16 protein-coding genes and 1 tRNA gene are annotated in these 18,737 nt (G+C 65.3%); 16 read left to right on the top strand and 1 reads right to left on the bottom strand.

Features of this window, described 5'->3' with window-relative positions:
- Positions 1-2: 2 nt before the first annotated feature.
- The 7 genes from aguB (at position 3) to MKP08_RS00650 (ending at position 8,766) form a co-directional block, all read left to right on the top strand.
- A complete protein-coding gene (gene aguB / locus MKP08_RS00680; RefSeq protein WP_241554464.1) occupies positions 3-857 on the top strand; it encodes an N-carbamoylputrescine amidase in 855 nt (284 codons plus the stop codon).
- Positions 854-1,339, top strand: coding sequence for a 2-amino-4-hydroxy-6-hydroxymethyldihydropteridine diphosphokinase (folK, locus tag MKP08_RS00675; protein ID WP_241555494.1), 486 nt, complete (start codon positions 854-856; stop codon positions 1,337-1,339). Before aguB ends, folK begins: the two co-directional genes overlap by 4 nt.
- Positions 1,340-1,378: 39 nt before the next feature.
- Positions 1,379-1,454: transfer RNA gene (locus MKP08_RS00670), tRNA-Lys, on the top strand.
- Between the two features lie 27 nt (positions 1,455-1,481).
- Complete coding sequence (locus tag MKP08_RS00665; protein WP_241554463.1) at positions 1,482-2,723, top strand: Nramp family divalent metal transporter; 1,242 nt, start codon at positions 1,482-1,484, stop codon at positions 2,721-2,723.
- Positions 2,724-2,814: 91 nt separating this feature from the next.
- Positions 2,815-4,011, top strand: a complete 1,197-nt coding sequence (locus MKP08_RS00660; protein WP_215227459.1) for an efflux RND transporter periplasmic adaptor subunit — start codon at positions 2,815-2,817, stop codon at positions 4,009-4,011.
- A gap of 1 nt (position 4,012) precedes the next feature.
- Positions 4,013-7,246, top strand: coding sequence for an efflux RND transporter permease subunit (locus MKP08_RS00655; RefSeq protein ID WP_241554462.1), 3,234 nt, complete (start codon positions 4,013-4,015; stop codon positions 7,244-7,246).
- The gene (locus tag MKP08_RS00650) at positions 7,243-8,766 is read left to right on the top strand and encodes an efflux transporter outer membrane subunit (protein ID WP_241554461.1); all 1,524 of its coding nucleotides are present in this window, start codon (positions 7,243-7,245) and stop codon (positions 8,764-8,766) included. Before MKP08_RS00655 ends, MKP08_RS00650 begins: the two co-directional genes overlap by 4 nt.
- Positions 8,767-8,836: 70 nt before the next feature.
- Here MKP08_RS00650 and MKP08_RS00645 read toward each other — a convergent pair whose 3' ends face one another.
- The gene (locus MKP08_RS00645) at positions 8,837-9,670 is read right to left on the bottom strand and encodes a flagellin (RefSeq protein ID WP_241554460.1); all 834 of its coding nucleotides are present in this window, start codon (positions 9,668-9,670) and stop codon (positions 8,837-8,839) included.
- A 283-nt stretch (positions 9,671-9,953) separates the two neighbouring features.
- On the opposite strand from MKP08_RS00645, the gene MKP08_RS00640 reads away from it, so the two are divergent.
- The 9 genes from MKP08_RS00640 to MKP08_RS00600 are packed head-to-tail and all read left to right on the top strand — an operon-like array spanning position 9,954 to position 18,705.
- Positions 9,954-11,195, top strand: a complete 1,242-nt coding sequence (locus MKP08_RS00640) for a sigma-54-dependent Fis family transcriptional regulator (RefSeq protein ID WP_241554459.1) — start codon at positions 9,954-9,956, stop codon at positions 11,193-11,195.
- Entirely contained in the window at positions 11,192-11,560 is a 369-nt protein-coding gene (gene fliE / locus MKP08_RS00635) for a flagellar hook-basal body complex protein FliE (protein WP_241554458.1), read from the top strand. The genes MKP08_RS00640 and fliE overlap by 4 nt, the downstream gene beginning before the upstream one ends.
- 3 nt (positions 11,561-11,563) lie before the next feature.
- Positions 11,564-13,243, top strand: coding sequence for a flagellar basal-body MS-ring/collar protein FliF (gene fliF, locus MKP08_RS00630; RefSeq protein WP_241554457.1), 1,680 nt, complete (start codon positions 11,564-11,566; stop codon positions 13,241-13,243).
- Positions 13,240-14,244 carry a flagellar motor switch protein FliG gene (locus MKP08_RS00625; protein ID WP_241554456.1) on the top strand — a complete coding sequence of 335 codons (1,005 nt, stop codon included), beginning with the start codon at positions 13,240-13,242 and terminating at the stop codon, positions 14,242-14,244. The genes fliF and MKP08_RS00625 overlap by 4 nt, the downstream gene beginning before the upstream one ends.
- Complete coding sequence (locus MKP08_RS00620; RefSeq protein WP_241554455.1) at positions 14,228-14,860, top strand: flagellar assembly protein FliH; 633 nt, start codon at positions 14,228-14,230, stop codon at positions 14,858-14,860. The genes MKP08_RS00625 and MKP08_RS00620 overlap by 17 nt, the downstream gene beginning before the upstream one ends.
- Positions 14,821-16,188 carry a FliI/YscN family ATPase gene (locus MKP08_RS00615; protein ID WP_241554454.1) on the top strand — a complete coding sequence of 456 codons (1,368 nt, stop codon included), beginning with the start codon at positions 14,821-14,823 and terminating at the stop codon, positions 16,186-16,188. The genes MKP08_RS00620 and MKP08_RS00615 overlap by 40 nt, the downstream gene beginning before the upstream one ends.
- Entirely contained in the window at positions 16,175-16,579 is a 405-nt protein-coding gene (locus tag MKP08_RS00610) for a hypothetical protein (protein WP_241554453.1), read from the top strand. The genes MKP08_RS00615 and MKP08_RS00610 overlap by 14 nt, the downstream gene beginning before the upstream one ends.
- A 40-nt stretch (positions 16,580-16,619) precedes the next feature.
- Positions 16,620-18,098, top strand: a complete 1,479-nt coding sequence (locus MKP08_RS00605; RefSeq protein ID WP_241554452.1) for a hypothetical protein — start codon at positions 16,620-16,622, stop codon at positions 18,096-18,098.
- A 28-nt stretch (positions 18,099-18,126) separates the two neighbouring features.
- A complete protein-coding gene (locus tag MKP08_RS00600; protein WP_215227470.1) occupies positions 18,127-18,705 on the top strand; it encodes a flagellar basal body-associated FliL family protein in 579 nt (192 codons plus the stop codon).
- The last annotated feature ends 32 nt before the right edge of the window (positions 18,706-18,737 follow it).

The raw sequence follows: 18,737 nt of genomic DNA, 5'->3' as shown, positions 1-18,737 counted from the left end.
TCTTGACCCGTTCCGTTACCGTCGCAGCGCTCCAGCTGGCTCTTGCTAGCGAGGACGAGCGCGAAAACGTGGATGCCGTTTCCGCGCTGGTCGAGGAGGCGGCGGGGCAGGGCGCGCGGATCGTGCTGCCGCCGGAACTCTTTGCCGGACCCTATTTCTGCAAGAGCGAGGACGAGGCGCTGTTTGCCCGTGCGCGGCCTACCGCCGAACACCCCAGCGTGCTGGCGATGCAGAAGCTTGCGGCGAAGCTGCAGGTCGCAATCCCGACCAGCTTCTTCGAACGCGACGGGCACCATTATTATAACACGCTGGCCATGATCGACGCGGCTGGCGAAATCCTGGGCACCTATCGCAAGAGCCACATCCCCGATGGGCCGGGCTACGAAGAGAAATACTACTTCCGCCCCGGGAACGACGGGTTCAAAGTATGGGACATCGCCGGTACCCGGATCGGCGTGGGGGTATGCTGGGACCAGTGGTATCCCGAAAGCGCTCGGGTCATGGCGCTGATGGGGGCCGAGCTGCTGTTCTATCCGACCGCGATCGGTTCCGAGCCCTACGATGCCGAATTCGACACCAGCCGCATGTGGCGACGCGCGATGACGGGCCACGCGGTGTCGAACTGCATGCCCGTGATCGCCGCCAACCGCATCGGGACGGAGGATGGCCAGACCTTCTACGGCCACAGCTTCATCACCAACGAATGGGGCGACATGCTGGCCGAGTTCGGGCGCGACGAGGCGGGCGTGCTGGTCGAAACGCTGGATCTCGACACCGCCGCGAAGCACCGCGCGGGTATGGGCTTCTTCCGCGATCGCCGTCCGCAGCTCTATTCGCGCATCTGCGAGGACGTCTGAACGCGCAGCTCTACCTGATCGCGCTTGGTTCGAACCGGCGGCACAGACGTTACGGTCGGCCGCGCGAGATAGTGCTGGCGGCGATGGAAGAACTGGCCGCGCTCGGTACCGTGACCGCGCGCTCGCCGGTGATCGACAGCGCGCCACTGGGGCCTTCGGCGCGCACTTTCGCCAATGCGGCGGTAATCGTCGAAAGCGCGCTTGCACCGGATGCGATTCTAGCCGAACTCAAGCGCATGGAGCGCGCGTTCGGCCGCCGCTGTGCGCGCCGCTGGGGTGCGCGGGTGCTCGATCTCGATATCGTGCTGTGGTCGGGCGGGATGTGTGCCGCGCCCGATCTTGCGATTCCGCACCCCGCCTTTCGCGAACGCGCCTTCGTCGTCGGCCCCGCTGCGTCGATCGCGGCGCACTGGCGCGATCCGTTGACTTCACTGACGCTGCGCCAGCTGCGCTTTCGCCTCTCCAAACCGCGACCCGCTTGACCGACCCGCGCCCCCTGCCTAGGGCACCGCTTCGGTGATGGGCCCTTAGCTCAGTCGGTAGAGCAACTGACTTTTAATCAGTAGGTCGCTGGTTCGAACCCAGCAGGGCTCACCATCCGTCGACACGAGCAGGAGCTGCCGCATGTCGGACGATCGACCGGAGATCGGGACGAGGCGGGCTTGGCGTCATATCGGCCCCGGCATTGTCGTCGCCGCGACCGGCGTGGGTGCGGGCGATCTCGTCGCGACACTGATCGCCGGTTCGCGCTACGGCTACGCCTTGCTGTGGGCTGCGGTGATCGGTTGCGTGGTGAAGATAGCGCTGTCGGAAGGCTCCGCGCGCTATCACCTCGCCACCGGTTCCACGATCCTTGCCGGATGGCGTTCGCTGGGGCGCTGGACCGGCTGGTATTTCGGTATCTACGTTATCGTCTGGGGCTTCATCTACGGGGCCACAGCAATGAGCGCGAGCGCGCTGCCGCTCGCCGCGCTGTTCCCTGCGGTTCCACTGAAAGCATGGGCGGTCGCGTGCGGGCTCGGCGGCTTCGCATTCGTATGGTTCAACCGCTACGAGACTTTCGAGCTGGTGATGAAGCTGCTGGTCGGTCTGATGTTCGTCATCATGGTCGGCCTTGCCATACTGGTCACGCCGAGCCTGCCGGCCCTCGCGGGAGGGCTCGCGTTCCAGCTTCCGGAAGGTTCGCTGTTCTACACGCTCGGCCTCATCGGCGGGGTCGGAGGAACCGTGACCACCGCCGCCTATGGCTACTGGACGCAGGCGAAGGGCTGGCGCGGGCCAGGCTGGGTGCCGGTGATGCGGCTCGACAACGCCGTAGCCTATTGTGTGACCGGCATCTTCGTGATCGCAATGCTGATCGTCGGGGCGCAATTGCTGAACGCCGCGGGGATTGCGCTGGCCGACAGCGATAAGGGGCTGCTCGGCCTGTCGGACGTGCTCGAAGCGCGCTTCGGGCGGGCCATTGCCGTGCTGTTTCTAGTTGGCTTCGCCGCGACCTCGCTCTCCTCCCTACTCGGCGTGTGGCAGGGGATGAGCCTGTTCTTCTCCGATTGGTGGTATCAGCTGCGCGGGCGAGAGGAGGGCGGGCACGAGGGAAGCGCGGCCTATCGCTGCTACCTCGCCTGGCTTACCTTCCCGCCGATGCTGCTGCTGTTCGCCGACCGGCCGTTCCTGCTGGTGATAGCATATGGTGCGTTCGGAGCGTTGTTCATGCCCTTCCTTGCAGTGACGCTGTTGATCCTCAACAATTCCTCGCATGTACCCCGGCAGGCCCGCAACGGACCGCTGGCCAATGCCGTGCTGGTCGCGGCGACGCTGCTGTTCGCCGTACTCGCGATACAACAGGTGGTTGCGCTCTCGGGCTGAGGGCGTCGGTATCAGGTTGCAAACAGAAACTTTGTATCAGGCGGCCCTTTGGGGCTTCGCAGGTGCGAAGAAGCACGATAGGGGGCCACGCATGGTGGCACGACTTATCAGCCTCGCGGCGCTGCTTTCGCTTGCAGCCTGTTCCAAGGGGGAAGAGCAGCAGGCTCCTCCCGCCGTGCCCGTGCAGACGGTCACGATCAGTACGCATGAAGTGCCCAACGTCATCGAATTGCCCGGGCGGGTCGAGCCGGTGCGCGAGGCGGAAGTTCGCGCCCGTGTCGACGGTATCGTGCAGCAACGCCTGTACGAGGAAGGCACCTTCGTTTCGAAGGGCCAGCCTTTGTTCAAGATCGATCCGAGCGAGATGCGGGCCGAAGTCCAGCAAGCGCAAGCGAGCCTGCAACGCGCGCAGGCGACCCTCGCCAACGCTTCGGCGGTGGTCAGCCGCTATCGCCCGCTGGTGAAGGAAAACGCCATCAGCGGCCAGGAATTCGACGCCGCGGTCGCTGCGGAGCGCGAGGCGCGGGCCAATGTCGCGCAATTGCGCGCTGCCGTGCAGGCTGCGCAGTTGCAGCTTAATTATACCACCGTTCGCTCCCCGATTGCGGGTCGCGCGAGCGCTGCCGACGTCACCGAGGGTGCGCTGGTTTCACGGACCGAGGGCACGCTGATGACGCGTGTCCAGCAGATCAACCCGATCTACGTCCGCTTCGCGCAGAGCGTGACGCAGCTGCAGGAAATCCGCGACGAAATCACGGCGGGCAATATCGACCTGGGCGACAACGATCTGGTCGAGGTGCGCCTAAGCTTCCCCAGCGGTGGCAAGTATCCCATACCCGGCTATATCGATTTCCTTGATTATTCGGTCGACCAGCAGACCGGCACTGTCGCCGTGCGCGCCGAATTCTCCAACCCCGACAGCCAGTTGCTGCCCGGCGAGTTCGTTCGCGCGACCATTTTCGCGGGCAAGCGCAAGGGCGGGATCACCGTGCCGCAGCGGGCGGTCAACATGACCGAGCAGGGCGGAACGGTATTCGTCGTCGGGCAGGACGGGAAGGTCCAGCCGCGTCCGATCAAACTTGGACAGATGGTCGATGGTGAGTGGATCGTCACCAGCGGGCTGAAGCCTGGCGATGTCGTGGTGACGAGCAATCTGCAGAAGATGCGCCCTGGTGTGGCGGTGCAGCGTGCAGACGGGAAGGGTGCGGCGAAGAAGGGTGGTGCGCCGCAGCAAGGCACGGCGCAGGCCAAGTCGGGGGCGACGGACCAGACCCAGCAGGCGCGCTGAGGTGCTTTCACGCTTCTTCATCGACCGGCCGATCTTTGCCTGGGTGATTTCGATCGCGATCCTGCTCGCCGGGATCATTGCGCTGCGCGCATTGCCGGTCGAACAATATCCGACGGTTGCGCCGCCCTCGCTGTCGATCAGCGTGACCTACCCGGGTGCCGACGCCGAGACGCTGGAGCAAAACGTCACCCAGGTGATCGAGCAACAGCTCAACGGGGTGGAGGGCTACCTCTACATGGACTCGTCGAGCCAATCGAACGGCACCGCGCAGATCACGGTCACATTTGAGTCCGGCACCGATATCGATATCGCGCAGACCGAGGTTCAGAACCGGCTGAGCACGGTACAGGCGCGCCTTCCCGAGGACGTCCGCCGCCAGGGCATCGTCGTGCGGCAGGCCAATACCGGCTTCCTCGAGATCGTCGCGCTGACCTCGCGCAGCGGCGAATTGTCCACCACCGACCTCGGCAATATCGCATCGACGCAAGTCATCGACGAACTGCGCCGTGTGCCGGGCGTGGGCGACGTGCGTCTGTTCGGTTCGGAATACGCGATGCGCATCTGGCTCGATCCCGAGCGACTTGCCAGTTTCTCCATCTCGCCGAGCGAGGTCATCGCCGCCGTTCGCGCGCAGAACAGCCAGACCGCGGGCGGCTCCATAGGTGCTTTGCCGAATACCGACGGGCAGGAAATTACCGCCACGATCGTGCCCGGCGGCCGTCTGACGACGCCGGAGGAATTTCGCGAGATCGTGCTGCGCGGCGATACCGGCGGTGCCACCGTGCGGCTGGGGGATGTCGCGCGCGTGGAACTGGGCGCCCAGAGTTACGCGACTTCCACCACTCTCAACGGCAAACCGATGGCCGGCATGGCGATCCAGCTGGCGACCGGTGCAAACGCGTTGTCGACCGATACCGGTGTGCACGAGCGCATGGAGGAGCTGGGTTCACAGCTGCCGGCCGATGTCGCGTGGAGCATTCCGTATAATACCACACCGTTCGTGCGCATTTCGGTCGAGGAAGTCGTCAAGACGCTGGTCGAAGCGATGATCCTCGTCTTTCTCGTCATGTTCCTGTTCCTGCAGAAATGGCGCGCCACGCTGATCCCCGCGCTGGTGGTGCCGATCGCGCTGGCGGGCGCGTGCCTCGGCCTGTGGCTCTTCGGGTTCTCGATCAACGTCCTCACGCTATTCGGGATGGTGTTGGCGATCGGTATCCTGGTGGACGATGCGATCGTGGTGATCGAGAATGTCGAGCGGATCATGCGCGAGGATGGTCTCGAGGCCAAGGAAGCGACCCGTATCGCGATGGACCAGATCACCGGTGCCATCGTAGGTATCACGCTGGTCCTGATCGCCGTGTTCATTCCGATGGCGTTCTTCCCCGGTTCCGTTGGCGCGATCTACCGTCAGTTTTCGGCCACACTGTCGATTTCCATCTTCTTCTCGGCTTTCCTCGCCCTTTCCCTGACCCCCGCACTGTGCGCGACCTTCCTCAAGACGGAGGAAGAGGAGCAGGCCGAGATGGATCGGCTCGAGGCGAACCGGGAGAAGGGTGGCATCAAGGGATTGTTCGCGAAAGGTGTTAGCCTGCTCCGGCGCGGACTGGAGAAATTCAACGCCTGGTTCGATCGGATGACCGAGCGCTACGTCAATGTTAACGAGAAGATCCTCGCCCACACCATGCGCGGCCTCGCGGTGTTCGCGCTGCTGATCGGTCTCGCCGTGCTGCTCTTCACCCGTTTGCCAAGCGCCTTCCTGCCGACGGAGGACCAAGGCTATCTGATTACCGCGATCCAGGGACCGCCGGGCGCTACGCAGGAGCGTACCAATCAGGCGATCGACCCGATCGTGAAATACTGGATGGGCAAGGACGTGGTCGAAAACGTAGTCGCAGTCCGCGGCTTCAGTTTCTACGGCAGCGGCCAGAACGCGGCGATCATCTTCACGCCGCTGATCGACTGGAGCGAGCGGACCGGCGACGGCGAATCCGCGTCCGCGCTGATGGGCCAGGCGATGGGTCAGTTTGGCCAGTTCGACAGCGCACAGGCGTTCGTGATCCAGCCGCCCGCGATCCGCGAGCTCGGCAATGCCAGTGGCTTCTCCATGAAGCTGGAAGATCGGGCCGGTGTCGGGCGCGAAGTGCTGACTCAGGCGCGCGACCAGCTGCTCGGCCTTGCATCGCAAAGCGACATCATCGGAGAGCTGCGGCCCGAGGACCAGCCACCCGTCCCGCAGCTCGATGTGAACATTGACCGGGTTCTGGCAACCTCACTCGGATTGTCGATCACTGATGTGAACACGGCTCTGTCTACCGTTTTCGGGTCGGCCTATGTGAACGACTTCAACCGCGAAGGCCGCGTGCTCCAGGTGCTGGCGCAAGCGGATGCACCTTATCGCATGACGCCGGAGGATGTGCTGGCCCTGCGGGTGCCGAACGCAGAGGGCAATCTGGTCCCCTTCAGCGCCTTCGCGACGGTGGACTGGACCGCCGCCCCACCGAGCCTCGCGCGCTATAACGGCTATCCAGCCATGACCCTGTCGGGCTCCGCAGCCCCCGGCAAGAGTTCGGGGGCTGCGCTGGCGGAGCTGGAGCAGCTTGCGCAGCAACTGCCCGATGGTGTTGGCTTCGAATGGACCGGTATCTCCTATCAGGAGAAGCAGTCGAGCGGACAGATCGGCTTGCTGCTGGGGCTGAGCTTCGTGGTCGTCTTCCTTGTGCTCGCGGCGCTATACGAGAGCTGGGCGGTGCCCATCGCGGTGCTGCTGATCGTGCCGCTCGGCGTACTCGGAGCGGTCATCCTCTCGATGCTGCGCGGATTGTCGGCAGACGTGTATTTCAATGTGGGACTCATCACGATCATCGGTCTGGCAGCGAAGAACGCCATCCTGATCGTCGAGTTCGCGATCGAGGAAGAAGAGCAAGGCAAGAGCCCGATAGAAGCGGTGAAGGAAGGGGCACGCCTTCGCTTGCGCCCGATCATCATGACGTCGCTGGCATTCATTCTCGGGATGGTGCCGCTGGTCCTGGCAAGCGGGGCGGGCGCGGCCAGCCGGATCGCGGTCGGCACTGGCGTTATGGGTGGGATGATAACCGCCACCGCGATCGGCATCTTCGTTATTCCGCTGCTTTACCTGCTGGTGCGCAGGCATCTTAGCCGAGGCCAGCCCAGCGCGGCGGGAACGATGGACAGCGCGCGCCCTGAAGAAGCGCAAGACGAAGGGACGTCGTCGTGAGGGGAACGAGACTCGGCGTTTCGGCCAGTGCTCTGGCGCTTGTGCTGACCGGCTGCGTCAACTTGGCGCCCGCCGACGAGCGCCCGCCACTGTCCGTGCCGGGGGCGTATGAGCTTACCTATCGACCGAACGGAGAGGTGGTCGCCGCCACCCTGTCCTATCGGCAGTTCTTCGTCGATCCGCGGCTCAACACGCTGATCGGCACCGCGCTCTCGAACAACCGCGATCTCGTCGCGGCGACGGCCCGCATCGCGCAGGCACGCGCGCAGTACCAGATTCAGACGAGCCAGCGCCTGCCCACCATCGCTGCCACAGGCAACGTCACGCGCAGCCGTTTCCCGACGGGCTCTGCCGGATTCGCCGGAACGCCTGGCACCGGAGTGCCCGGAACTGGCGGCACGGGGGGAGCGACGACCGGCGAAGGCGCGATCACGACCAATCAGTTCCAGGTCGGCGTGGGTGTGAGCGCGTTCGAACTCGACTTCTGGGGGCGCGTTGCCAACCTGTCGGCGGCGGCGCGGGCGCAGTATCTCGCATCGGTCGCGGCCCAGCGCTCTTTCTATCTCTCGCTGATCGCCGATGTCGCCACGACCTATTACGAGTTGGTCGAAACGCAGGAACAGATCGAGCTGGCGCAGGCCACCGCCGAATCGCGGCGCGAAGGGCTTCGTCTGGCGAAGAGGCGGCTGGACGCGGGGGTCGATTCCGCGCTTCCCTATTATCAGGCGGAAACGCTGCTGACCCAGGCGGAACAGCAATTGGCGACCGAGCAGCTCTCCGCAGCGCAACTTCGCAACCAGTTGCTCGTGCTGGTTGGAGGCAAAGCGCCCGCCGAGCTGCCGCCGTCCCTGACGCTGGAGCAACAGGAGAACCAGCTTCGCCTCGATGCGGGTCTATCGTCCGATCTTTTGCTGCGGCGCCCGGATATCGTGCAGGCGGAAGAGAACCTGACTGCGGCGCGCGCCAATATCGGTGCTGCGCGGGCGGCGTTCTTCCCCTCTATCTCGCTCACGGGGCGGGCGGGGCTTACCTCTAACAGTCTCGACGGCCTCTTCGACACCGGTAAGTTCTTCTATTCGATCGGGCCGTCGATCGATCTGCCGATCTTCGACTGGGGCAGGCGTGAGGGGCAGCTCGACCTCGCCCGCGCGCAGGAAACCGAACAGGTCGCGACCTATGAAAGGGCGATCCAGACCGCGTTCCGCGAAGTATCGGACGGGCTCGCCGGGCGCGAATATATCGCGCGACAGGTCGCGGTGCAGGAACAGGCTGTGCGTGCGCAGGAAGACACCGCGCGGATCGCGCGGCTGCGCTATCGCGAGGGCGTGACCGATTACCTTCAGGTGCTCGATGCGGAACGCAACCTGTTCAGCGCGCGCCAGCAATTGCTGATGACCCGGCGCGCCTATCTCCAGAACCAGGCGAACCTGTTCGTGGCACTAGGCGGCGGGTTCGAGAGTGGAGGCGCGGAAATTCCGTCGACCGCTACCGTGCCGGTGCGCGCCGACTCGTCGCAATAGCCACACACGCCAAAGGACCCGACAGTTTCCTGCCGGGTCCCCGGGATCGGGTCGTTGAAGGACCGCGGTCTTAGCGCAGGAGCGACAGGACGTTCTGCTGGCTCTGATTGGCCTGCGCGAGCATCGCGGTCGAAGCCTGGCTAAGGATCTGCGACTTCGCGAGGGCAGTCGTTTCGGCCGAGTAATCGGCATCGACGATCCGCGAACGCGCGTCGGCGAGGTTGGTCGAGTTGGTGGTCAGGTCGTTCACCACCGAGTCGAGCCGGTTCTGCGACGCACCGAGCGTGGCGCGAGCGGTGTTCACCGCCTTGAGGCCGTTGTCGACATTGGTCATGGTCGTCGCCGCCTTGGTCGTGTCGGTCACGTCGAGACCGGTGGCGCTGAGGTTCGTCGCGTCGATCTGGACCTTCTCGATGGTCACGGTGTCCCCCGAATTCGGGCCGACCTGAATATCGAAGTTCTCGGCGGCGGTGGAAGCAGTGCCCGTGTTGTTGAACAGCGCGTTGCCGTTGAACTTCGTGTTGGTGAGAACCGAGTTGATCTGCGAGGTAAGCTCGGTGACTTCCTTCTGCATGTTACCGCGGTCGGTAGCGTCGTAGGTTTCGTTCTTCGACTGAACGGCCAGCTCACGCACGCGCTGAAGCATATTGGTTACTTCTTCCAGCGCGCCTTCTGCGGTCTGCGCCATCGACATACCGTCGTTCGCGTTGCGAATCGCCTGGCCCATGCCGCGGATCTGCGACGTCATGCTGGTTGCGATGGCGAGGCCGGCGGCGTCGTCCTTCGCGCTGTTGATGCGCTTGCCGGTGGAAAGACGCTCCATCGCGACGCCCATCATCTTGTCGGCGCGGACCGAAGCGTTCGATGCCTTCAGCGCGCTAATATTGGTATTGATAACAGCCATTTGAAAACTCCTGTCGTGGCTTCATCAACCCGACCCCGTGTCGCGGCTGACAGGGGGAAGAGCGACCGACAGGATCGAAAATTAAGACCCGCAGCAAAATCCGATCCGTTCCCGGACATGGTAGTACTACCGCCCCTAAAATTACCGGATGGTTGGACGTAAGGCTGCAAATGGCCCCCTCGGGAAAGATGATTAACAGGGGTCTCGGTAAATGCCGCAAATCCACTTTCATGCGGACGTGGAAAAAATTCACGCGCCACTTTGCGAGAGGGTCTCGCGCGCCTTGTCCCGCCTGCCCGGCAAGGGAACGATCGTCGTGTGCGATGTCGCTTCTCCGGCCCCGGCTCGGCGGGGCGACGATCTGCTGATCGTACTGGAGCGTGGCGAGGAACAGAATCTCGCGCCGCTCGGTGCTCGTGGCTTCCGCCTCACCTACGCCGATCCGACGGGAGAGACGCCGATCGCTGCGCTGTTGGCGGCAGCCGATACCGGTGTGACCCCGATGTGCGCCGATCCAGCGAGCGCGGCCAACCTCATGCTGGCGGAGCGCGTAGCGCTCAGCGACGTACCCGTGCTGATCGAAGGTCCGTCGGGAACCGGCAAGGAAGTGATGGCGCGCTTCATTCACCGCACCAGCGAGCGCCGCGACGGCCCCTTCATCGCCATCAATTGCGCGGCCATGCCCGAGGCTATGCTGGAGGCGATGCTGTTCGGTCACAAGAAGGGTGCGTTCACCGGCGCGACCGAGGCAGCGGAAGGCTTCTTCCGGGCCGCGGACGGTGGCACGCTGCTCCTCGACGAAATCGCGGAGATGCCTCTGGCTCTGCAGGCGAAGCTGCTGCGCGCGTTGCAGGAAGGGGAGGTGGTTCCCATCGGCGCGACCAAGCCCGTCGCGGTGGACGTGCGCGTGATCGCCTGCGCCAACCGGGATCTGCCGCAGGAAGTGGCCGAGGGACGCTTCCGCCCCGACCTCTATTACCGCCTCAATGTTTTTCCCATCCAGTTGCAGGCGCTGCGCGAGCGGCCGGGCGACATCGCCCCGCTGGCTTTCGCGATGATGCTGCGCCACGCGACGCGCCCAGGCGAGCCCGGTTTCGTATCGGCGGCGGCGCTGGCCAAACTGCGGCAGCACCAGTGGCCGGGCAATGTGCGCGAACTGGAAAACGTCATCCGGCGCGCGTTGGTGATGGCGGACGGGGAACGCGAGATCGGCGCGAGCCACATCGTATTCGACCGGGTCGCCCGCATAGTGACGCCTGGCGATCAGTCGGTTTTCGAAGGACTCTCGAGCCAGGCCGCCGCGCCCGTTTCAGCCGAAGCGACGGACGTTCTGCCCGCAAAGGGCGGGCGGCTGTCGAACATCGTGCGCAAGATGGAAGCGCAAGCGATCGCCGACGCCCTGGAAGAAACCAACGGTAACCGGGCGGCCACCGCCCGCCGGCTCGGCATCAGTGAGCGTACGCTGCGCTATCGCTTGGCCGACATGCGCGAGGCCGGTCTCGCGGTCGCCGGAGCTGGCCGATGAGCGGCATCGGACCCACCTCGGGCGTGCAGCAGGTGATGGACCTGCGCCGCCAGATCATGGAGCGCTCCGACGCGCTCAAGACGCTCAACGAAGCGACCGGTAAGGAGGTGGCGCAGGCTGCCCCTACCGGTACGGCCCCGGTCGGGGGCGGGTTCGCCGACGTGCTGAAAGGCGCGGTGGAATCCGTCAGCGCGACGCAGACACGCGCATCCGACATCACCGCCGCGTATGAACGCGGAGAAGTTACCGACGTCGCGCAGGTTATGCTGGCGCGGCAGGAAGCCGGAATAGCCTTCGAGGCAACCCTGCAGGTCCGCAACAAGCTGTTGTCGGCCTATCAGGACATCATGCGGATGGGTGTGTAATCAATGGCAGACCTCGTTCCTTCCGGCGCGGGCGGCACCGCTCTCGCCGTGTCGTCGCCCACTGGCGCAGGCGCATCGCGCGCGTCGCTGCTGGGTGCCTTTACCGATCCGACATACGGCTCCTTCGGGGAGCGGCTGAAGGCGTTCACCGCGCAGCCCGCGATCCGCAAGAGCCTGCCCGCGATCGGTGTGCTCGGCGGCCTGTCGGCGCTGGCGCTGCTATGGGTCGGGCTGTCGCAGCCCCCCCAGCGCGTGCTGTATGGCAGCCTGTCCGATTCCGAACGGGCCGAGGTCGCCAGTGCGCTCGACACGGGTGGCATCGACTACACCATCGACAACACCACGGGTATGCTGACCGTGGGCGAGGACGATCTCTATCGCGCGCGGATGCTGGTCGCCAGCAACGGCGCGCTGGCCGCGCCCGAAAGCACCTCCGAAATGCTCGACGCGATTCCCCTGGGATCGAGCCGCACGCTGGAGGGCGAGCGCGTGCGCAACGTGCGTGAGCGTGAATTGATGATGACGATCATGGAGATCGACGGGGTCGAGGCGGTGCGGGTGCATCTTGCCACGCCCGAACGGTCTGTTTTCGTGCGCGAACAGTCCGCGCCCAGCGCCTCCGTCATGGTGCGCATGGCGCGCGGTCGAAACCTGTCTCCGGATCAGGTTGTCGCGATCGGCAATCTCGTAGCCGCCTCGGTTCCGGGGATGAGCGCCGATGCGGTGCGTATCGTGGATCAGCACGGCAAGCTGCTGTCCAACCGATCGACCAGTGACGGTTCGGTCGGGCTCGACCTGCAACGCCAGTTCGAGGAAAAGCTCCGTGCGCAGATCGCGCAGTTGCTGGTCCCGATCGTGGGCGAAGGCAACTTTTCGAGCGAGGTCCAGGTCGAACTCGATCTCAACGAAATGACTTCGGCCCAAGAGAATTACGACAAGGACGGCGCCCTGCGCAGCGAGACCCAATCGCGCTCGCAACAGAGCGGTGCCGGCCCCGCGGGCGGTGTGCCCGGCGTTCTCGCCAATACGCCGCCAGCGCCGAACGTTCTGGAGGAAGGGCCGCCGCAGGATACGCAGGTAGCGGGCAATCCCGAGACTTCGGGTGAGAGCAGTGCACGCCGCACCTACGAGCTGGGCCGCCAGGTCCAGGTGACCACGACCACGCCGGGCGCGGTGCGCCGTCTGTCCGTTGCGGTCGCGCTCAGTTCCGAGGCGCTCAAGACAATCAAGCCCGCCAGCGTCAAGCAGATCGAAAACCTCGTGGCAGCGGCGGTCGGCGCGAACCCGGATCGCGGCGACAAGGTTACGGTGATTTCCAGCGCGTTCGACCCCGCCGTCACCGAAGCGCCACCCTTCTACGAGACCGCATGGTTCGGAACCATCCTGCGCAACGGCATCGCGCTCCTCGCGGTCATACTCGGCCTGATTTTTGGGGTGCGCCCCTTGCTGCGCAATCTGCGCCGCGACCGGGACGAGGATGAGGACGCGGACGATACCGACAGCCCGGAACAGGACAGCGAATCCATGATTGCGCTGCGCGGTGCGACGACGCAGGCCAATCTCACGCATGAATCGGTGCGCGAGCAGGTCGAGCTGGCGCGTCGGCTGGCCGTCGAACAGCCCGATCAGGCCGCGGCAACGCTGCGCCGCATGCTGGCCGCTCCGGTGGAGGCGGGACGATGAGCTATCCCCTTCCCGCTAGCGATTTCGATCGCGCGGCGATCATCGTGATGCTGTTCAACGAGGACGAGGCGGCCGCCATTCTCTCGCGGCTCGAACCGGAAGAGCTCCATCGCCTGGGCCAGGCCATGTGCGCCCTGGGCGAAGTGGATGCGCCCGGTATCGCTTCTGCGCTCGACCGCTTCATCGTCGAGGCCGCGCGCGAGACGTTGCCGGTGAAGGATCGGCCGACCCAAGTCCGCGAGCTGATGTCGCGCGCGGTGGGGTCGGACAAGGCCGGTCACCTGATGGACCGTATCGCGCCGAACCAGGTCAATCGTTCGCTGGAGATCGCGCGCTGGCTGGCCCCACAGAGCCTGCTGACCCTGATCGAGGACGAACCGCCGCAGGTCATCGCGGTGCTGCTGTTGCTGCTCGATTCCGATTCCGCCGCGAGCCTGCTGGCGCAGCTGCCGATGGACAAGCAGCCGCTGATCGTCGAGCGGGTGGCCCGGTTGGGCAAGGTTCCCACCCAGGCCATTGTCATGCTGGACGCGATGCTGACGCGCCGCATCAGCGAACGCTTCGGCCAGACGCCGCTCAGCATGGGCGGCGCGCGCGAAGCGGCGGAGCTGATCAACCGGGCAGAGGGCAATATCGAAAAGCTGGTCATGCCGTCGATCAACAGTCGCGATGCCGATCTGGCGCGGGAGATCGAAGCCGAGCTGTTCACTTTCGACATGCTGCTGAAACTCGACGCCATGTCGATCGGGCGCCTCCTGCGCGAAGTCGAGAACGACGTTCTCATCGATGCGCTGAAGGGGTTGGACGAGGATGATCGCGAACCGATCTTCGCCGCCATGTCGTCGCGCGCGGCGGACGGCGTGCGCGACGAGATCGAACTGCGCGGCCGCATCCGCAAGGCGGATATGATGACCGCCCAGCGCAGCATCATTGCCACTGCGCGCCAACTGGCGGAAAGCGGCGAGATCGCTCTGGGACAAAGCGATGGCGAATATGTTTGAGTCGCTGTCGCACGCGCCCGCCGGACGGCCCGCATGGCTAGCCGCGTTCGAGCGGGAGGCGAACCCGTTCGTTCCCGACTCCCGGTTCGACGGGACGATGGTCGTCCTCGCACCGCCGATCGAGGAAATCACGGAAGCCGATCACGCTGCGGCGCTCGAGGCCGCGCGCAATGATGGCTTCGCCGCCGGAATAGCGCATGCGAGCGCGCAGGCGCAGATCGAAGCCGAGGAAGTAGAGAGATCTCGCGAGAAGCTCCGCCTCTCGTTTCAGCGGCTCGACGAGACCGCACGGCGCGAGCTGGCCGATCGCCTGGCGGAGACCGTGGCGGGGCTGTGCGAGGACGCTTTGATGCCCTTGATGCTGGACCGCGAGCGGTTGCAGCGGCGCTGTTTCGACGCGGCGGAGCGGATCGGCGAAGCGAAGGAAGCGCTGACGCTGATGCTGCATCCCGACGATATTGTGGCGCTCGATCCCGAATTCGCGGTGGGCTGGACCATAGAGGCCGACCCGATGCTGGAACGCGGGGCGTTGCGGCTGGAAGGCAGTGACGGCGGGGTCAGTGACGGGCCGATGGAATGGGCAGCGGCCCTGCGCGCCGCCTTTGCCGCGTGCTGAACCTCCTTTCGCGTGAACTCGAGGGCCTGAAAGGCGCGCAACCCAACCTGGGTAGCGTCGCCCATGGCCGCGTCCATTCGTGCAATGGCGGGCTGATCGAGGTGTCCGGACTGCCGGCACCGATCGGGACGATCGCGCGCGTGGAAAGCGAAGCTGGGGGCGACGAAGCGCCAGCGGAAGTCATCGGCTTTCGCGGCGGATATTCGCTGATGATGCTACTGGGCGACACCACGCGATTGAAGCCGGGCGCCCGCGTCCGCGCCGAAGGCGCGCCCGGAATGGTGCAGGTGGGCGAGGAATTTATCGGTCGCGCGGTCGATGCGCGCGGTCGCCCGATCGACGGAGGCCCACCGATCAGGGCGCGCAAGGCGTGGCCGCTGGGTGGGCACCGCGAGGCGGCGCTCGAACGCGCTTCCGTAACCGATCCCTTCGACACCGGCATTCGCGCGATAAATGCGCTCACCACGATGGGCGTGGGGCAGCGGATGGGGATCATGGCCGGATCGGGTGTCGGCAAGTCGGTCCTGATCGACATGATCGCCGACGGTGCGCAATGCGATGTCGCCGTGGTCGGCCTGATCGGCGAGCGCGCGCGTGAGGTTTCCGATTTCGTAGCCCGCCACATGCAGGGCGAGCCACGCGAGCGCACCGTGGTGGTCGCCGTACCCGCCGATCATGCCGCGAACCTGCGCCTCAGGGGCGCGCGGTTTGCCACTTCCCTGGCCGAATATTTCCGCGCGCAGGGAAAGCGGGTGCTGTTGATCCTGGACAGCCTGACCCGTGTCGCGCACGCCGCGCGTGAAGTCGGGCTGCTGCTCGGCGAACCGGGTGCCGCCCGTGGCTATCCCCCTTCCGCCCTTGCCACCATAACCGGGCTGGTGGAGCGGGCGGGCAATTCCTCGACCTCGGGCGGAGCCGTCACCGGGCTCTATACCGTGCTCGCCGATGGCGACGACCATAACGATCCGGTGGTGGATACCGCACGGGCGATCCTGGACGGACATATCGTGCTCTCGCGCGACCTCGCCCAGCGGGGTCAGTATCCGGCGATCGACATTCCCGCTTCCCTCAGCCGGGTGATGACCGCGGTGGCGGATGAGGCGCATATCGAAGACGCGCGCCGTTTTCGCGCTCTGGTTGCGGATTACGAGGCGAACCGGGATCTCGTCCTGATGGGAGCCTATCGCCAAGGTGCCGATCCCGCGGTCGACCGGGCGATGCAAATGCACGAGGCTCTCTCGGCCTTCCTGTGCCAGCGCGCGAGCGAGAAGAGCGATCTGGCGCAGAGTGCGCAGGCTCTCTCCAGGATCATCAATGGCGATGGCTAGGACGGGGCGGTCCGGGCGGCTGGAACGGATCGCACGGCTGCGCGCGGTCGACCGTTTGCGAGCCGCCGAAAGCGTCGCCACAAGCGGAGAGCAGTTCGATCGGCTCGCGCTATTGGCGGAACGCAGTCGCCAACTCGTCAACGATTACGATTCACCGGAAAAGAGCGTGACTGGGGGGATGCTGACCTCCCACCTCGCCTTTCGCGGGCAACTGGCTGCCCTTTCCCACCGCACACGTGACGATGCGCGGGAAGCAGAGCGCAGGGTGGAGGCAGCGCGCGGCGACCTCGCCGCTGCCGATCGCCGCAGCGAAATCGTGGACGAACGCCTGCGGATTGAACGCCGCAATCAGTTTGCAGCGGCGGAGCGGAAGGATTGGCACGGAACTTGAATAACACTCGGTATCCTTAACGCCGAACGACGGGTTACCGATGCAGCAAGTTTCATCCAGCGCTACCATTTCAATTGCCGAGTGCATCGTTCCCGGCTTTGCCAAGTCCGTTCCGGCGGATGGTGCGCAGGGGGAATCCGCGGTTTCCACCTTTGCCGTGCAGCTCAATTCCGCAATGTCCGTCGCGCCCGGGAAGGTGGCGCTGCTACCCGTCACCGGCGACGTTGAAAGCGACGCTTTGCTGGGCGAAGCGGCAACCGGCAAGGAACAGGAAGAGACCGGCAATATCTTGCCGGTTCAGATCGGCAACGCCTTGCCGATGCCGGTCGATGTCGCTGCGGTCGCCCCGGTCGTTACCGCGACCACAGGTTTCGTCGAGGCGGAAAGCGGCGCTGCGCAACATGCGGGCACTATCGGCCTGCCGTCGCAGACAACGCCGCCGTCTCGGCCCAGCGCCCTGCGCCAAGCGCCGGAGGCCCCGGTCGCGACCCTTCGCCAGCAGCCCGCAACTCTGCAAACGCCGCGCGGCGCGGCTGTCGCCATCGCACCGGCAACGCCAAGCCAGCCGCAAGCGGTCGATGCGCTTGTCCAGACGAGCGGCGTCGCGGTTCCGGCGTCGGCAGGCACCGCGTCGCAGCCCGTTCCGGCAGCAACGGTCACGCCAGGTCCGGCAAGCGCACCCATTGCGCAAATGACAAAGCTGGCTCCTGAAACCGGCAATCCTGCTCCCGCTACTCCCGCTGCTCCAACGCCGGAGCAGCCGACTACCAAGCCGGTAAAACTGGCCATGGCACCTGTCGCTATGGAACGCGGCGAAGCGGGCTCGCGCGGTCGCCCGGAAGCCGAGGCGGAAACCGCACAGGAAAACCCGACGCCGGGCGCGCGTGTGGCGCAGGACCACGGGGATAAGGCGCAGGCGACGAGTGCCCGCTTTACCCTCGCATCGACTGCTTCCACCGCTCCGACCCAGCAGCCAGGGCTGACCGAGGTACGCTCGGCCATCGGCCAGAACCCTATGTCGCTAGCGCCCGCCAGCGCTCCGATGCCGCACACCGATATCTCGCAGATGATCGACCGGCTGGTGGAGGCGCGTAGCGCGGCCCGCTCGGGCGAAATGCAGATGGCGGTGAGTAATGCCGACTTCGGCAAGGTGTCGGTGCGTCTGGAAACCGGGATCGCGGCGGGTGCGCTGTCCTTCTCGCTCAGCAACGCCGATCCTGACTTCGGACCGGCGGTGCAAGCCGCGCTTGCTCAGACCGCGCATTCCGACCGTTCGGTCACGCACGGCGAGAGCGTGCGTGCCGATAGCAGTTCCCTTCGTCATGACGGTCAGCCCGCGGGCCACAACGCGCACCAGGGCCAGACACCGCCCCAATCGCAAACCGCGACCGACCAGCAGCGTTCGCCTGCACAGGGCACGCGCACGCGCGCAGACCAGCAACATAACGGCGAGAACGCCGAGACCCCCACCGATGCTTCGACCAGAGCCCGGCCTCGTGGTCGCGGCATCTTCGCTTGAATGCACGATCTGACAGGAACCAAAGACGATGGCTAAAAACCAAGACCAGACCGAAAAACCCAAGAAAGGCGGCAAGCTCAAGATGGCGGTCGGCGCACTGGCACTGACCGGCGCGGGTGCGGGCGGTGCCTTCGCCGCAGTGGAAATGGGCTTGCTGGGCAAATCCGCCGCGGCCCACGAGCCCGACATGCCCAAGCTTCTGCGCAAGGGTGAGGAGGATCCTTACGCCCCTGCAACCAAAGGTGGCGAGCACGAGGCCGAGATCGTCGATGGTGAGGGCGGGAGCGAATACCGGACCAGCTATTATCAGTTTCAGGACAGCTTTACGTCCAATCTGAAGGCTTCGCCGGCGCTCATCCAGGTAACCCTGGCCGCGTCCACCCGTCGGGACGGGCGCGTGCTGCAATGGCTCGGAAAGCACGACCTTGCCCTGCGCTCCGCGATGCTGGTCCAGCTTGCCGAAACCACCGAGGAACAGGCGACCAGTGCCGCGGGCAAGAAAGACCTGCAGCGCCGCCTGACCAAAGCCGTGAACGAGGTCCTGACCGAGCGCGAAGGCTTCGGCGGCGTCGATAACATCTATTTTCTCGGCTACCTCGTCCAGTGAAGCCGGAAAGCTCTTTCGACCGCGCGCGCCCG

It is taken from the genome of Erythrobacter sp. LQ02-29 (assembly GCF_022576075.2).
Taxonomy (GTDB): Bacteria; Pseudomonadota; Alphaproteobacteria; order Sphingomonadales; family Sphingomonadaceae; genus Alteriqipengyuania.
Note: the sequence above shows the minus strand (reverse complement) of the source record. Positions and strands in the feature narration are given on the sequence as shown.

Bases quoted from the DNA above. Each gene is read 5' to 3' on its own strand.
- MKP08_RS00665 (WP_241554463.1), top strand. From the start codon at position 1,482: ATGTCGGACGATCGACCGGAGATCGGGACGAGGCGGGCTTGGCGTCAT.
- MKP08_RS00660 (WP_215227459.1), top strand. From the start codon at position 2,815: ATGGTGGCACGACTTATCAGCCTCGCGGCGCTGCTTTCGCTTGCAGCC.
- MKP08_RS00645 (WP_241554460.1), bottom strand. From the start codon at position 9,670: ATGGCTGTTATCAATACCAATATTAGCGCGCTGAAGGCATCGAACGCT.
- fliE (WP_241554458.1), top strand. From the start codon at position 11,192: ATGAGCGGCATCGGACCCACCTCGGGCGTGCAGCAGGTGATGGACCTG.
- fliF (WP_241554457.1), top strand. From the start codon at position 11,564: ATGGCAGACCTCGTTCCTTCCGGCGCGGGCGGCACCGCTCTCGCCGTG.
- MKP08_RS00625 (WP_241554456.1), top strand. From the start codon at position 13,240: ATGAGCTATCCCCTTCCCGCTAGCGATTTCGATCGCGCGGCGATCATC.
- MKP08_RS00620 (WP_241554455.1), top strand. From the start codon at position 14,228: ATGGCGAATATGTTTGAGTCGCTGTCGCACGCGCCCGCCGGACGGCCC.
- MKP08_RS00615 (WP_241554454.1), top strand. From the start codon at position 14,821: ATGGGCAGCGGCCCTGCGCGCCGCCTTTGCCGCGTGCTGAACCTCCTT.
- MKP08_RS00610 (WP_241554453.1), top strand. From the start codon at position 16,175: ATGGCGATGGCTAGGACGGGGCGGTCCGGGCGGCTGGAACGGATCGCA.
- MKP08_RS00605 (WP_241554452.1), top strand. From the start codon at position 16,620: ATGCAGCAAGTTTCATCCAGCGCTACCATTTCAATTGCCGAGTGCATC.
- MKP08_RS00600 (WP_215227470.1), top strand. From the start codon at position 18,127: ATGGCTAAAAACCAAGACCAGACCGAAAAACCCAAGAAAGGCGGCAAG.